The organism is Chryseobacterium sp. GM_Chr_2 (assembly GCF_026540445.1).
In the GTDB taxonomy this organism is placed as follows: Bacteria; Bacteroidota; Bacteroidia; order Flavobacteriales; family Weeksellaceae; genus Chryseobacterium.
In genome coordinates, this window is sequence record NZ_JALNUD010000003.1 from 225,076 (window position 1) to 239,454 (window position 14,379).

16 protein-coding genes are annotated in these 14,379 nt (G+C 34.1%); 2 read left to right on the forward strand and 14 right to left on the reverse strand.

What is annotated here, in order from left to right; translation table 11 throughout:
* Positions 1-156: 156 nt before the first annotated feature.
* From OXQ85_RS06590 to OXQ85_RS06650, 13 genes are all read right to left on the reverse strand, one after another.
* Positions 157-1,173 carry a ligase-associated DNA damage response exonuclease gene (locus OXQ85_RS06590; RefSeq protein WP_267403026.1) on the reverse strand — a complete coding sequence of 339 codons (1,017 nt, stop codon included), beginning with the start codon at positions 1,171-1,173 and terminating at the stop codon, positions 157-159.
* Positions 1,174-1,267: 94 nt separating this feature from the next.
* On the reverse strand, positions 1,268-1,624 hold the full coding sequence (locus OXQ85_RS06595; protein WP_267403027.1) for a rhodanese-like domain-containing protein: 357 nt from the start codon (positions 1,622-1,624) through the stop codon (positions 1,268-1,270).
* A complete protein-coding gene (locus OXQ85_RS06600) occupies positions 1,621-1,923 on the reverse strand; it encodes a DUF3817 domain-containing protein (RefSeq protein WP_267403028.1) in 303 nt (100 codons plus the stop codon). The genes OXQ85_RS06595 and OXQ85_RS06600 overlap by 4 nt, the downstream gene beginning before the upstream one ends.
* Positions 1,924-1,925: 2 nt before the next feature.
* Entirely contained in the window at positions 1,926-2,384 is a 459-nt protein-coding gene (locus OXQ85_RS06605) for a hypothetical protein (protein ID WP_267403030.1), read from the reverse strand.
* 69 nt (positions 2,385-2,453) lie between these two features.
* Positions 2,454-3,044: a TetR/AcrR family transcriptional regulator gene (locus OXQ85_RS06610; protein ID WP_267403031.1), complete on the reverse strand. Its 591-nt coding sequence runs from the start codon at positions 3,042-3,044 to the stop codon at positions 2,454-2,456.
* 87 nt (positions 3,045-3,131) lie between these two features.
* Positions 3,132-4,205, reverse strand: a complete 1,074-nt coding sequence (locus OXQ85_RS06615) for an SDR family oxidoreductase (RefSeq protein WP_267403032.1) — start codon at positions 4,203-4,205, stop codon at positions 3,132-3,134.
* A gap of 88 nt (positions 4,206-4,293) precedes the next feature.
* Positions 4,294-4,872 (reverse strand): Crp/Fnr family transcriptional regulator, encoded by a 579-nt coding sequence (locus OXQ85_RS06620; RefSeq protein ID WP_267403033.1) that lies wholly within the window; start codon positions 4,870-4,872, stop codon positions 4,294-4,296.
* Between the two features lie 248 nt (positions 4,873-5,120).
* Positions 5,121-5,966 carry an NAD(P)-dependent oxidoreductase gene (locus tag OXQ85_RS06625; RefSeq protein WP_267403034.1) on the reverse strand — a complete coding sequence of 282 codons (846 nt, stop codon included), beginning with the start codon at positions 5,964-5,966 and terminating at the stop codon, positions 5,121-5,123.
* A gap of 215 nt (positions 5,967-6,181) precedes the next feature.
* Positions 6,182-7,234 (reverse strand): aldo/keto reductase, encoded by a 1,053-nt coding sequence (locus OXQ85_RS06630; protein ID WP_267403035.1) that lies wholly within the window; start codon positions 7,232-7,234, stop codon positions 6,182-6,184.
* Positions 7,235-7,271: 37 nt separating this feature from the next.
* A complete protein-coding gene (locus tag OXQ85_RS06635; RefSeq protein WP_267403036.1) occupies positions 7,272-7,562 on the reverse strand; it encodes a DUF3861 domain-containing protein in 291 nt (96 codons plus the stop codon).
* A 440-nt stretch (positions 7,563-8,002) separates the two neighbouring features.
* Positions 8,003-8,989 (reverse strand): aldo/keto reductase, encoded by a 987-nt coding sequence (locus OXQ85_RS06640; RefSeq protein WP_267403038.1) that lies wholly within the window; start codon positions 8,987-8,989, stop codon positions 8,003-8,005.
* A 23-nt stretch (positions 8,990-9,012) separates the two neighbouring features.
* Complete coding sequence (locus tag OXQ85_RS06645) at positions 9,013-10,119, reverse strand: L-dopachrome tautomerase-related protein (RefSeq protein WP_267403039.1); 1,107 nt, start codon at positions 10,117-10,119, stop codon at positions 9,013-9,015.
* A 3-nt stretch (positions 10,120-10,122) separates the two neighbouring features.
* A complete protein-coding gene (locus OXQ85_RS06650) occupies positions 10,123-11,499 on the reverse strand; it encodes an amidohydrolase family protein (protein ID WP_267403040.1) in 1,377 nt (458 codons plus the stop codon).
* Positions 11,500-11,655: 156 nt separating this feature from the next.
* Here OXQ85_RS06650 and OXQ85_RS06655 point away from each other — a divergent pair, with 156 nt between their 5' ends.
* Positions 11,656-12,498 (forward strand): AraC family transcriptional regulator, encoded by an 843-nt coding sequence (locus OXQ85_RS06655; RefSeq protein WP_267403041.1) that lies wholly within the window; start codon positions 11,656-11,658, stop codon positions 12,496-12,498.
* A gap of 91 nt (positions 12,499-12,589) precedes the next feature.
* A complete protein-coding gene (locus tag OXQ85_RS06660) occupies positions 12,590-13,216 on the forward strand; it encodes a chloramphenicol acetyltransferase (RefSeq protein WP_267403042.1) in 627 nt (208 codons plus the stop codon).
* Positions 13,217-13,274: 58 nt separating this feature from the next.
* Here the strand turns inward: OXQ85_RS06660 and OXQ85_RS06665 are convergent, their stop codons facing one another.
* Entirely contained in the window at positions 13,275-14,024 is a 750-nt protein-coding gene (locus OXQ85_RS06665) for an NUDIX domain-containing protein (protein WP_267403043.1), read from the reverse strand.
* Between the last annotated feature and the right edge of the window lie 355 nt (positions 14,025-14,379).

Consider the following 14,379-nt stretch of genomic DNA (forward strand, 5'->3'; position numbering starts at 1 on the left):
CTCCGTTCAAGCTGGGCTGTGTGCCATTCGACATTTTAATTATTAACAGGTCGCTCCTACGGAGCTCCGCTTCATTCTTATTTCTTTTCTATTAGCATAAACTCCTACGGAGCTTTTCAAACTAATAAATCTTTAAGATTCTAAAAAAATAACTATTTAATTTTCAGTGATTTCCTTTTCTTTTTCTTCCTCATCATCATCTCCATACAAGGTTTCTACTACGTCCGATTTTATTCCGATTTCATTTAAATATTTTGAAAAAACTTCTGTTTGTCCGTGTGTTACATGAACGATTTCTGCTTCTGTAGCTTTTATAGCTTGTAATAATCCTTTCCAATCGGCATGATCACTCATGGGAAATCCTGCATCTGCGCTTCGCCATCTTCTGGCACCGCGAACCTGCATCCAGCCTGAACAAATAGCTGTTGCCGCATTGGGAATTTTTTTGATAATATTACTGTCGAGCAAAGCAGGCGGAACAATCACAATTTCATTCTGCAAATGCTTTACACTTTCTCTAAAATCAGGAATTTCATAGTCAGGAAGATCAATACCGACCGTTTCAAATGCTTCGTTTAATTTTCCAATCGAGTAGTGAACGTGAATTTTCCCCAGACCTTCAACGGCTTTCATAATTCTTTGTGCTTTGCCTAAGGAATATCCTATAAAAACGGATGTTTTTTGATTTTCTTTATTTCTTAACACCCAATTTTGCATTTTTTTATTGAGATCTTCTACTTCCAGCCAGTTGTAAATGGGAAGTCCAAAAGTACTTTCAGTAACGAATTCATTACACTTTACGACTTCAAAAGGAGTGCTCAAACCGTCATCCTGAACTTTGTAATCCCCAGAAATTACGCTTACATATCCTTTATATTCTAACCGGATCTGGGCAGAACCGATAATATGACCAGCCGGATGCAATGATAATTTTACCCCATTGATATTGAGAACTTCGCCATATTCTATACTCTGACATTCAATATCTTCACTGATCCTTTTATGTAAAATAGGCTTTGTAAAATGATGACAGAGATATTTTTTCATTCCCCAACGTGCGTGATCAGCATGACCATGGGTAATGACAGCCAGATCAACAGGTCGCCAAGGATCGATATAAAATTTTCCCTGCGGACAGTAAATTCCTTTATTTGTAAATGTGATTAACTTCAATGGAGTGGCGTAATTTGGTTTAAATTTACTAACCAAAAAGCCGACCAAATTAATTTTTGTATTGAAAAAGAATTGTTTTTAGAGAACTTTTATATTATTTTGAAATACTTTTCTGCAAATCGCTCCATGCGCCTCCATTATAAACATGATTAAACCCTTTTTCCTTTAAAATATTCTCAACTTTTACACTTCGAAGGCCGTGAGAACAAACGGTAATATAGGTTTTATTTGGATTCAGTTCTGTATATCTTTCTCTGATTGTTCCTAAAGAAATATTTACAGATCCGGAAATATGCCCCATTTCATATTCTTTTTCAGTTCTTACATCGAGAATAATGGCTCCGTTTTTTATTAAAGTATCCAAACCATTATCAAGTGTTTGGTATTTGTATATTCTGTAAGCAATATAAATGGTCAGAGTGACTCCGCAAAAAATTAATATATTTTTCATAGTTTGCTTAAAATTTTTCTGTCAATATAAAATGTTCCAAATGGAATAATACACGCCAAAAGCACTTTCCAGGTTATTTCTTTAAATTTCCACTGTTGCTCAACACCAACACTTAATGTATTGAATAAAAAAAGAAGAAATAATGATCCGTGAATAGGACCCATCATTTTAACCAATGAAGGATTATCAAGTCCATATTTTAACGGAACAGCGATGAATACTAATGTTAAGAGTGAAATCCCTTCAAGAATGGCAATAATTCTTAATCTTCCAACTTTTGTTTTAAATAAATTGATCATAATTATCTGAAATAAGGTCTGTTAGCAAGTGGTGAAAATGGCCATGGGATGGCAATAAAAATAATAAGTAAAGCAATAAAAAAATAAATCAGCATTGTTTTAAACTTCTCTTTATCAGTTGGTTTTCTTTTTGAAACGGCAGAGCCAATAGTAATTAAAACTATAGCAAGAAGCATTAAAGAAATATGTATTAATCCAAAAAATAAAAGATCTAAAGATTGTTTTGCATCACTAAAATTCTTCCAAAAGTATTTGATAATCGGGCTTTGAGAATAGAAAATAATTCCTAAAATCAACTGAACATGGGCTATTGTTGCCGTCCAATGTCTTACGGTATTATCTGTTTTTGAAAATTCTTTATTTGAAAAGTATCCTTTGTAGGCGCAAAAAATTGCATACAAAAGACTCAACAAAACCAGCCAGCGAAAAGTAGAATGCAGAAATGTTAACGTTTGATACATTATCAAATTTTTAAGATTTGACAAAGTTAAAATAAAAACATACTAATTAGTATGTTTTTTGATAAAAAATTATTTTAACGTATTAAAATACAATTTAAGTTGTTGTAAATAAGATATATATATCGATTTATTGTTCTCTAGTTTTCCCAAATTTCGTATTCCCCAATATCCGGAAAGTACAAAAATGGCAATTCCTTTTGCATTTAAACCGGTCTTTATTGTACCATTTTCCATCCCTTTTTCAAGAGAAAAAATCATTGTATTTTCCCATTGCTTAGATAATTCGTTTAATGCTTTTGTAAACTCAATATTCCACGGAGCCATTTCCTGAGTAAAATTAGAAGCAGGACAACCGTATTCAACCTTCAAAAATTCATTATTGATCAACAAATGATACATCATATTGTAAATATTATCTAAAGGATTTTCATCATTTCGTAATGGTTGGATAAAATTATTCTTAAAGTTTGGAATCATTAATTCATTAATAATTGCCAAACCCATTTCGTCTTTTGTTTTGAAATGATAATAGAAAGCCCCTTTTGTCACCTGAGTGGTCGCAATAATTTCATCGACACTAGTTGTCTGATAACCTTTGGTATAAATCAGTTCAAATGCTTTCTGAAGAATATTTAATCGTGTAGCTTCGGACTTTTTCATAAAAAACGAATGATATTTTACAAAGAAACGACATTTAAAATAAAAAAGAAAAGGAGTCGCAAAAGCAACTCCTTTATGAAATGAAATTTACGGAATCAGCTTTTCTGCTTTCAATTTTTCAAATAAATCAATGAATGATTGCTCTGTATTTTGATATTCTGTAAAGCCAAATTTTCTGCTGGTTGACATATCGGTCATTACTTCCAAAGGTCTTCCCAAATCAAGGTCGGTATGCCAGGCAGAAGATAATTTATTAAGGTTTTCTTCTTTTAAACCATATTTTTGAGCTATTTCTTTCCAGATTTCTGTATAATTTTCCATTTCTTTTTCTAATGGTTTAATGGAGTTTTCAAATCCTACCGCTTCAATTCCGAACCAATCTGCCAATCTTTTCCAAAGCCATTTCCAACGGAATATATCACCATTTGCAATATTAAAAGCTTGATTTTTTGCTGCTTCTGTTGATGAAGCCCAAACCAGTTGCTTCGCTAAAATTCGGGCATCCGTCACGTCTGAAATTCCGTTCCATTGCTCCAAAGAGCCTGGCCAGATAAATTTACGCCCTGTTTCTTTACAAATACTTGCGTATACCGCCAAAGTGGTTCCCATATTCATCAGATTGCCAACTGCATAACCGATTACGGTGTGCGGTCTGTGGATGCTCCATGTAAATCCGTCTCTTTCTGAAGCTTTATACACTTCATCTTCCTGAGCATAATAAAAATTGGGAAGCGGCAAACGAGGATGCTCCTCTCTCACAGGAGTTTCGGGTAAAGTACCTTCTTTTGCGTAGGCTTCAAACGGTCCTAAATAATGTTTTAAACCCGTAACCAAAGCCACATGCTGTATTGATTTTTTAGGAGAAAGAACATCTAATAAATTTCTCACTAACGCACTGTTTATGCGAATATTTTCCTCTTCTGTATCATTTCGCATCCAAGTGGTGAAATAAACATGAGTGGGAGCGATATTTTCCAACGCTTTTTCCAGGCTTTCAATAGTCAGAAGATCGGCTTGTATACGAATCAAATCTTCAATAGAATGGTTAGGATTTCTTGATAATCCGTAAGTTGTCCAACCCTTAGCAATAAGCTCTTGTGCGAGATTGCTGCCTGTAATTCCTGTAGCACCTACAACCAGTGCAATATTTTTGTTTTCCATAATTCTAAAATTATGTTACAAAATTATGGAGCACTAAGATTAAAAAAATTGACATGGATCAGCGATTTTTATTGATCCAGATCAAGTGTTATTTAAAGGAAATCTTCTTACGGATTCTGCTTACCGTCTCCGGAGCCAAACCGAGATAGGAAGCAATAAGATTGTGAGGAACTCTCTGAATAATATCTGGATTTTTCTGTGCAAACTGTGTATATTTTTCTTCTGCGGTAAATGAGTTGAACACCATGAGGCGGTAATCTTTGGTTACCAGACTGTTTTGGTATAAAATTCTAAAATAACGATCCATTATAGGAATTTTTACCATCAAATTTTCATATTCTTCACGGGTAATCGTCAACAATTCTGTTTCTTCTATGGCATCAATATTTAAGAGAGCTTTTTCCTGATTGATAAAACTGTTGAAATCTGAGATCCACCAACCTTCAAAAGCGAACATGCTGATGTGTTCGCTTCCTTTTTCGTCCAGCATATAAGATTTTAGCAATCCTTTACTTACGAAAGAAAGATTTTTGCAAACGTCTCCTTCCTGAAGCAGATATTGTTTTTTACGGAGTTTTTTACAGGTGAAAAACTGCTGGAGTTCACTTTTATCCTTTTCAGTTAAATCAACCTTATCTTCAATATGCGAAAGCAAAACATCAAACATCAGAAAAATATTTTATGAATTTAAAATACAAATATGCTTAAAATATTATTGCTTTTCAAAATCATAAAAATTCAGACCGACATCTTCATTTTTTACTTTGATCACTTTGGTATTTAATAGATAGAAAATAAACTCGGCCGCCCCAAGTATTTTGGCATCCAATAAATGACCAAAGCAGTTAACGCTTTTTTAGTTTCTTCAATTTTATCTTGTTTTGCGATACTTTTCGCGATTACGTGTAACATTTTTTATTTGTTTAAATAGTTAATAATTCCGATAACATCGTCTTTTCCAAACCCTTCATTGTGAGCCGACTGATAAGTTTCAATTAATGTTTTAGATAAAGGGAAATCTGCACCTGCATTTTTTGCCAGCAGGATATCTTTTAGCATAAGATCTAGGGCAAATGCAGGTTCATAATTATTTTCCGTTAAAAGTGGTGTTTTCACTTTTGTAGCACCGCTTCCGCTGGCACTTTCGTTAATAATTTCAAGCATATCCTGACGATCAATGCCTAATTTATCCGAAAATAAAATGGTTTCTGCCAAACCCTGATAAATAGTGGATAGAAAATAGTTAACGGATAATTTTGCGGCAATTCCTTTTCCGTTTTCGCCTAAATGTTTGATATTTTTTCCTAGTTTTTGCAGAAAAGGTTCAGCACGCTGAACATCTTTTTCTTCACCACCAACCATGATAATCAACGTACCTTCTGCAGCGGGTTTTGTACTTCCGGCAACGGGCGCATCGATGAATGAGCCTTCTTTTATTTTTACGGCTGATGAAATTTCATTGCTTTTTTCAGGAGAAATCGTACTCATGTCGATGAATAGTTTCCCGGTGATATTTTGAGCTAAAACTTCTTCATATACGGCTTTTACTGCTGCATCATTTGTCAGCATCGTGAAAATGATGTCATTATTGGTGACAAGCTCCGAAACTGTTTTGTAAACCGTAGATTTTTCTTGAAATTCTTCAGCTTTTTCAATCGTTCTATTGTAAACGGATAATTGAAATCCTGCTTTTTCTAAATTTTTTGCCATCGGATGTCCCATATTGCCGAGACCGATGAATCCTATTTTTTCTGTACTCATTGTTTTCTATTTAATTCATTAAGAATGCTTACGTCTATTGGAAAAACACAAAGGCGCAAGGTTAAATACAAATTGTCTGTTTTTTAAGACACAAAGGGAAAATTAAAGATTTTCTTTTACAATGTTGATGATCTATTTTATCATTGATAAAATCCTTGTGCCTTAAAACGTATTAACCACAAAAAAGACAAATAGCCTCTTTTGCGGTTAGAATATTATTTTAAATGACTGTAAAAATCCGGCGTCGGGTTCAGACTTTTATTTTGCCATTGATGCCAATACGGATAAATAGGAGGGATTTCACTTGCTTTGTCCAGTTTTTCAACCTGTTCGCGAGTAAGATTCCAGCCGACGGCTTCAAGATTTTGCTTTAACTGCTCTTCGTTTCTGGCTCCGATAATGATGCTGGAAACCGTAGGACGCTGCAATAACCAGTTTAAAGCAACCTGAGCTACATTTTTTCCCACTTCAGCAGCAACTTTTTCTAATACATCAATCGTGTTATAGAAAATTTCTTGTTGAACTACAGTTTCGGGAACCGGACTGCCGCCCTGAGCAATTCTGCCTTCCTGAGGCACCGGTTTATTTCTGCCGTATTTTCCACTCAAACGACCTGAGGAAAGGGGAGACCAAACAATAGCTCCCACATTTTGATCCAGCCCCAAAGGCATCAGTTCCCATTCATATTCGCGGTTTGCCAACGAATAATAAACCTGATGCGCAATGTATTTGCTCCAACCATATTTTTCTGAAACTCCGATGGATTTCATCAAATTCCAGCCTGAGAAATTGGAAGCCGCAATATAGCGAACCTTTCCACTGGTTACCAAGTCATCCAACACCTTCAATGTTTCTTCAACAGGTGTATTTCCGTCAAAACCGTGCATGTGATAAATGTCGATATAATCTGTCCCGAGACGTTTCAGGCTTCCTTCTACCTGCTTCAGAATGTGAAGACGGGAAGAGCCTTGGTTATTCGGATTTTCACCAAAAGTGAAGGTTGATTTTGTTGATAATAACAGTTGATCCCTGGAAATTCCTTCAATAGCCTTTCCCAAGACTTCTTCTGATTTACCATCAGAATAAATATCAGCTGTATCAAACAGATTCACGCCTGCATCCATGCAGATATTGACTAATTTTTTAGCTTCGTCAACCTGTGTGTTTCCCCAAGCTTTAAAAAAATCGCCTTCACCACCGAAAGTTGCGGTTCCAAAGCTTAAAACAGGAACTTTTAATCCTGATTTTCCTAAAAATCTATATTCCATTGTTAATTTTCTGAATTGATTACATTTATTTTCAATTTTACTGGCTTTTTAGTTTTTTCATAAACTCCATAATTGCTGGTCTTAATTCTTCAAACAGAGGATGTTGTTTATTTTTAATCATAACTTCGGTGAAAAGTTTTAATCCTAATGCAAACTCTTGTGCTGTTTGTTCATTGTCAAATATATTTTTTGATTGTATGACATCGAAAATATGAAATAGATTATCATGATTGTCGAAATCAAATGTCAGTATTTTTTCACCTTCCGAACTATCTTTTAAGGTTAATTCTTTAAGGGTAAGTTGATAGGTGTTGTTTCTTTTTTCCATTGTTTATAATGAATTTTTTTGTAAGCTTATTGACTCTTTTAAGGAGCTTTTTCCCGCTTTCCACTGTATCTTTTGCTCCGTTTTACTACGCAAAAGGATGCCGTTGCAATCGGGGCTAGGAAATTTGTCCTTAGTTTAAAGCTTGTCATGCTGAAAGCATCTCAATATTATACGTTTAGAATTGCTTAGATTCTTGCAGAATGACAAACTTTGAAATAATTAATAAAATATCTGTTGTGCATTTTGATTTGTTTTCGTCACTTCGAATAGATTTTTGAAAAAAAATCGTATCGAGAAGTTTGCAATTTTGAAGATGAATCTGTTCTCGATACATTTTTTCTCCACTTTGTTACGAAAAAACACTCGAACCGACGAATCTAATACCAAAATTTTGCAAAATGCACAACGGGTAATAAAATATAAAAGTTTAAACAAATTTGTTAATTAAACTGATTAACCAAATCATCAATTGTGGTTAATTCTTCTTTGCTCAAATTGATCTCAATTGCTTTTGCATTTTGAACGGCCTGTTCTGCATTTCTGGCTCCGGCCAACGCGATGGTAATTCCGGCTCTTTCAATCGTCCAGCTAAGAACCAATTGCCCCAAACTTGCATTGTGTTGATCTGCAATGGGTTTTATTTTATCTAAAAGCTGATTGGTTTTTTCAATAAAATCCGGTTGAAAATGTTTGTGACCTGCCCTGTGATCACCTTCCTGAAATTGGTAACCGTTATGAATTTTACCTGTCAGCAAACCTCTTTCCAAAGGGCTATACGCTAAAATTGATTTATTGTTTTCGATACAATAAGGCACAGTTTCTTCTTCAATTCCGCGATTGACCATACTAAACGGAATCTGGTTGGATACTAAATTCAATGTTTTTTCAGCTTCTGCTATTTGCTGAACGTTATAGTTGCAAACTCCCGCATGACGAACTTTTCCCTGCTCAATTAATCTTGAAACGGCCTCAAAAGTTTCATCTATGGGTGTTGTAGAATCTGGCCAGTGAATTTGGTATAAATCGATATAGTCTGTTCCTAGTCTTTTTAAACTTTGTTCGCATTCATAAATAATGCTGTCTTTTCCTGCAAATTTATAAACGTCGATAGCATTTCCGCTATTGTCTTTGCTGTGCATGGCAAAATCTCCTTTTGCCAAATCCCAACGCATTCCAAACTTTGTAAGAATCTGAACTTTATCACGGGAAATTCCTTTAATCGCTTCCCCAACAATTTCCTCACTGGTTCCTTGTCCGTAAATCGGAGCCGTGTCGATAGAAGTTACGCCAACATCATACGATGCTTTGATGGCTTCAATAGCTTCATTTCTGTCTGTGCTTCCCCACATCCAACCTCCGGCAGCCCAAGCTCCAAAAGTGATTGCTGAAACTTCTAATTCACTATTTCCTAATTTTCTGTATTCCATTTTTATAATTTAAATATTACTTTTTATTCACTTTTAATTTTCACCACCAGATAAGGCGGTTTTCTTAAGTCTTTTCCGTTATTAAATCCGGGCAAACGATTCCACTGACCTAACGTAACATAAACATATCCGTTTCGATAGGCCAAACCATCTGGCCAAACATAATTTTCTTTATCATGAGAAATCAATTGATATTCTCCATCCGGTTTTCTTTTAACAATAGATTGTTGCTCAAAGGCTCCGAAATAGATATTTCCTTTTTCATCTTCAGCCAATCCGTCACACGCCGGTCTTTCGCCTTCAAACTGTACAGCTTTTTCAATTGCTTGTTCAGAAGTATTAAAATTACTGATAAGATTAGTAGAAATACTGTATAATTTTCTTCCAGTAATAGCCGTCCAGTATAATTTTTTCTGATCTGGACCTAATGCAATGCCATCTGCTCCGCCACTGGGAAAAGTTTGTTTATTAAAATCATAAACGAGAGGTTTCCCTTCAAGAAATCCCATAAATCCGGGTTCGGGTGAAGTGGAATTATGATGTAATAAAACCTCTCTCGCCTTTCCAGTGGCAATATCCAGCACCACTAATGAATACCGTTCTCCAAAGCCTGAATTGGCTATATACACGGTTCCTTTTTCACCATGAGATAAATCTACCCGAAGATCGTTATAATGTGAATCATCAGACAAAACAGGTTTTGGAATAATGATTGAATGCAGAATTTTTTTAGAATGAATATCAATTCCCACTACTTTTGCGGCTCCTAAAGGAATCTCCTTGATACCTGATCTTTTACCATCATCTAACACCCATAAAACATCATTTTTATCCATATAAATTCCATGCGGAGAAACCAGCCAGTCCTGATAAGGCTTTGTACTTGGATACACAAAATCTGTATTGGGAAAAGGGATTAATTTCCCATTAACTAATTCTGCCAAAGCAAATTCCTTATGATTATCGGCATGACGAGGAAATCCAAGAAAAACTCTGTTTTTTGAACTTACTGCGATTCCGGAAGGATCCGGATTGGGTGGATATATTTTTGAAATGACTTCAACATTTGACTGTGCATTTACGATTATAAAGTTGGTAATAAAAGCTAACCTAACAAAAAATCTCTTCATTATTTACTTATTTAAAACTCCTTTAGAAACTTCTTTTCCGGCTTTATACACTGAAACTATTTTTCGGGTATCCTGAATGTTTTTCGCCGGATTTCCATCAACAATAATAAAATCTGCCGTTTTCCCAGCTTCAATAGTCCCGAAATCTTGATCGATTTTTAATGTTTTTGCTGAATTTTTTGTAGCGACGGTTAATGCCTGTAAAGGAGTCAATCCTGCTTCCGTCATTAATTGTAATTCTAAATGTTCCGAAAAGCCTTGTGCACGAAGAGGCATCGCGCCGCTATCTGTTCCCATAGCTACCAGAATACCTGCATCATATACTTTTTTAAGATTTTGTTTGGCAACTTCAAAGGCTTTCATATTTAATTTGAAGTTCGGAGCATTTTTAAGATCATTTTGATATTTTTCAGAAGTAATCATTTCATAAACGCCAGGTTCCAAAGATTTTTTGAAGAACTGATCATTAATCCATTCAGGTTTTTTTGCATATACAAAAGCATACTCGTCCAAAGAAAGAGTAGGAATATAAACAACGCCTTTTGCTTTCATTTGCGTCAATGTCGCATCATCAATCACTTCACTTCTGATGCTGTGACCAATCACGTCAATTCCATCGGCGAGTAATTTTTTCAAATCTGAAAGATAATACACATGAGCAGCTACTCTCATATTTCTTTTGTGTGCCTCAGAAATAATTGCTTTATAAATTTCAGGACTTACTTTTGCTTTAAATTTTCCGTTAAAATCATCCACCCAAATTTTCACCAATTCGGCATTTATTTTTTTGAGACTGTCGAGCTCTGCCGGAATTTCTTTCACAGAAGTGGGTCTATATACTTTATCCATCGCAAAATCGAGTGGCGGAGCACCATTGGGAGCCCCAAAACCATATCCTGCAGAATGAATTCTTGCGCCATCAATTTCTCCTTTAGCTGATCGATCTCTTAAACCACTTTCAAACAGAAAAGGACGATCTGTACCCATTGACATGACATTCAATACCCCATAATCCCGATATTTTTTGAGTTGTGAAAGAATGTTTTCTTCAGTATAATTTTCAGGTTTTGTGGTGGTTCCTTTTAAGGTTCCCACATGTGAATGTGCAGAAATAAGAGCAGGAATGATTGTTTTTCCTTTTAAATCAATACTTTTTGCCTCTTTATCGGAAATATTATTTCCAATTTGAACAATTTTACCATCTTTAACCAAAACTTTGGTGTTTTCAATAGGATTTCCTCCATTTCCGTCGATTAAACGAACATTTTCAAGCAATAATGACTCGTTGGATGCGGTAGAATTTTCTTTATTTTTTTGATTACACGAAAGAAGTAAAAGACTTCCCAATACAATTCCTGATATTCTTTTTAATATTTTCATAAATAATAATTTGTCGATTGATTTAAAATTCAAAAGAGACAGAGATGAAACTTTGTCTGAGTATCTTAATGTTATCTTTCAAGGTCTATACAAATTTTGTTAAAAAAAATGATTTTCAGGTTGTAAAAATCGTTTAACAAATTGTAATTTTAAGACATGAAAAGAAAACAGTTTGAACCTCTGGAAATTGATACCTTTGAAGCATCTGTTTATCCGTTTCCCAAACACAGCCATACGTATTATGAAATGATTTATATTTTCAAAGGCTGTGGCGATCATCATATCAACGGCATTGTAATTCCTTATAAAGCAGGCGATTTTTATCTTATTTCTCCAGATGATGAACATTTTTTTGACATCAAAAAACCGACCAAATTCTGTTTTATTAAATTCAATGACAGTTATTTTGACCAGAATAAACATCTTTCACCGGATAATCTTGCAACAGCTTCTCCCACAGATATTATGCGAAATGCGTTGCTGAAAGAAGAAAAACTAACCTTTGATGAACCCTGTAAAACGATTTTAAAAAAAACGGTGGAAAATATTATTGACTATAATAGATTCAACAAAGTTTCAGAGTCACCCATTATGTTTTTTCAGGTTTTATCGTTATTTGGTTTAATTCGTGAGGCTTCCGCTAAGTTTTTACATGTGAAAGTAGATAAAGATGCTCCCAAAAAAGATGATTTGATATCTTACATTCATCAAAATATTTATCAGCCCGAACTCATTAGAATAACGGCTATTGCCAAGCATTTCAATATTTCGGAAACTTATTTTGGATCTTATTTTAAAAGAAATTTTGAAATTTCTTACCGAAAATATATTACAGATTATAAGTTAAAACTCATTGAAAGAAGGATTCAGTCAGGGCAAATGACCATGAAGCAAATCGCTTTTGAGTTTGGTTTTACGGATGAGAGCCATTTAACCAATTATTTTAAAAAGTTAATGAAAGTAAGTCCATCGGATTATAAATTTCAGTATGCTTTATAGTTCCAATTAAAATTAAACTTTACGATTAAATTTCATATTCCAAAAGTTTTTAAAACCGAAAATCTTATGGAAATTTGCAAAAAATAAATCAATGAAGGTAATAGATATTGAAAGCTGGAACAGAAAGGAACATTTTGAATTTTTTTCTAAAATGAAAAGTCCTTATTTCGGTTTTACAACGGAGGTGGATTGCACAAAAGCGTATGAAAAAGCAAAAGAAAACGGAATTTCGTTTTTTGCCTATTATCTTTACAAATCTATGGTGGCGATCAATTCTGTTCATGAATTGAAATTACGAATTGTAGACGGTGAGGTTATTCAGTTTGATGAAGTTCATGTCGGAAGTACGATTGGAAGAGAAGACGGAACTTTTGGGTTTTCATTTTTTCATTATTCTGAAGATTTTGAAACGTTTAATGAGAGATTGCAGGATCAAATAAAAACAGTTCAGAATTCAATTGGCCTAGGAATTAGTAACGATGTTTTGCCGATCAATCATATCAGACACACCACGATTCCCTGGAGTTCGTTTACCACAATTTTACATCCTACCAATTTTGATCCTAAAGAATGTATTCCGAAAATTGCATTTGGAAAATTCAGTATTAAAGATGGCAAAAAGATGATGCCGGTTTCTATAGAAGCACATCACGGTTTAGCAGATGGCCTTCATTTGGCAAAATATTTTGAAGCTTTTCAGAAAGAATTAGATCAATAGTTTGAAATATGTAGAAGATTGCTTTATCAAATTAAATTGGTAAAGCAATTTTTTGTAATTACCAGTTACTCAAACCATTTTCAAGCGCCTTAGCATAATTTTCTTCATCAAAAGAATACAAATCCGGAGCTTTGTGAGCGCCGCCAGTTCTTCGCTCGTCTAATTTTTTTAGAATTCCTAAATTTTTAATTTTTCGATAAAAATTTCCTCTGTTAAGTTCTTTTCCGAGAATAACTTCGTATAATTTTTGCAATTCAGAAAGTGTAAATTTTTCAGGTAATAAATTGAATCCGATAGGTTTATGAGAAATTTTTTCTCTTAAAGTTAATAACGCTTTTTCAATAATCTCACGGTGATCCATCGCTAATTCGATATTGGGAAGCTCGCTTAAATAAATCCATTCACAACTTTCACTGAATTCATCAGCAATCAGATTAAAACGATCCGGATTGTAAAGAGCATAATATCCAATAGTTACGAATCTCTGTTTGTGAAAAAGAGTTTCATCAAAATCTTCAAAATAAAATTCACTTCTGTTTTTCTTTCCAAAAACGGCAAATTCTTCCAGATAAACTTCTGTAATTCCGGCTCTGTCTTTTAAAATTCTCACCACCGCGTCATCTAAATCTTCATCCTTTCGCACATAACCGCCCGGCAAAAACCATTGCTTTCTGTAATTCATCTTTAAAAGCAAAACTTTCAGCTCGTTTTGATCGAAACCAAAAATTACAGGATCGGCAGAAAGATGAGGGATAAAAATTTCTTTTGCCTCAATCGATTTTTTTAAAAGTTGTTCTTTAGAATCCATTATTAGAAGTGAGAAAAATGTGTATTTACAAATTTAGTGATAAAAAATTGGAGTAGACACCAAAATTGATGCCTTGAGGTACTTTTTGGGGAAATTTTAACGTGATTTTAATCATTGTTTCACTAAGAATCAATGAAAAATATTTTATTATTCTAAATTTATTTAAATGTAAAACAGTTAGTTATATTAAATATTAAGAAAATTTAATATTTTTTTTGGTGAATCCGATGAAACAATGTAGTATTGTAATGTTTCATATTGAAGCAATGAAAATGAACACTTTTTTGAATCTGAATTTATTCGAATCGTACTCTTTCCAGAGAGTATATTTTGGTTGAAAATCATTAAAGATCAT

Coding starts and splice junctions, on each gene's coding strand:
- OXQ85_RS06595 (WP_267403027.1), bottom strand. CDS start 1,624: ATGAAAAATATATTAATTTTTTGCGGAGTCACTCTGACCATTTATATT.
- OXQ85_RS06600 (WP_267403028.1), bottom strand. CDS start 1,923: ATGATCAATTTATTTAAAACAAAAGTTGGAAGATTAAGAATTATTGCC.
- OXQ85_RS06605 (WP_267403030.1), bottom strand. CDS start 2,384: ATGTATCAAACGTTAACATTTCTGCATTCTACTTTTCGCTGGCTGGTT.
- OXQ85_RS06610 (WP_267403031.1), bottom strand. CDS start 3,044: ATGAAAAAGTCCGAAGCTACACGATTAAATATTCTTCAGAAAGCATTT.
- OXQ85_RS06615 (WP_267403032.1), bottom strand. CDS start 4,205: ATGGAAAACAAAAATATTGCACTGGTTGTAGGTGCTACAGGAATTACA.
- OXQ85_RS06620 (WP_267403033.1), bottom strand. CDS start 4,872: ATGTTTGATGTTTTGCTTTCGCATATTGAAGATAAGGTTGATTTAACT.
- OXQ85_RS06625 (WP_267403034.1), bottom strand. CDS start 5,966: ATGAGTACAGAAAAAATAGGATTCATCGGTCTCGGCAATATGGGACAT.
- OXQ85_RS06630 (WP_267403035.1), bottom strand. CDS start 7,234: ATGGAATATAGATTTTTAGGAAAATCAGGATTAAAAGTTCCTGTTTTA.
- OXQ85_RS06635 (WP_267403036.1), bottom strand. CDS start 7,562: ATGGAAAAAAGAAACAACACCTATCAACTTACCCTTAAAGAATTAACC.
- OXQ85_RS06640 (WP_267403038.1), bottom strand. CDS start 8,989: ATGGAATACAGAAAATTAGGAAATAGTGAATTAGAAGTTTCAGCAATC.
- OXQ85_RS06645 (WP_267403039.1), bottom strand. CDS start 10,119: ATGAAGAGATTTTTTGTTAGGTTAGCTTTTATTACCAACTTTATAATC.
- OXQ85_RS06650 (WP_267403040.1), bottom strand. CDS start 11,499: ATGAAAATATTAAAAAGAATATCAGGAATTGTATTGGGAAGTCTTTTA.
- OXQ85_RS06655 (WP_267403041.1), top strand. CDS start 11,656: ATGAAAAGAAAACAGTTTGAACCTCTGGAAATTGATACCTTTGAAGCA.
- OXQ85_RS06660 (WP_267403042.1), top strand. CDS start 12,590: ATGAAGGTAATAGATATTGAAAGCTGGAACAGAAAGGAACATTTTGAA.
- OXQ85_RS06665 (WP_267403043.1), bottom strand. CDS start 14,024: ATGGATTCTAAAGAACAACTTTTAAAAAAATCGATTGAGGCAAAAGAA.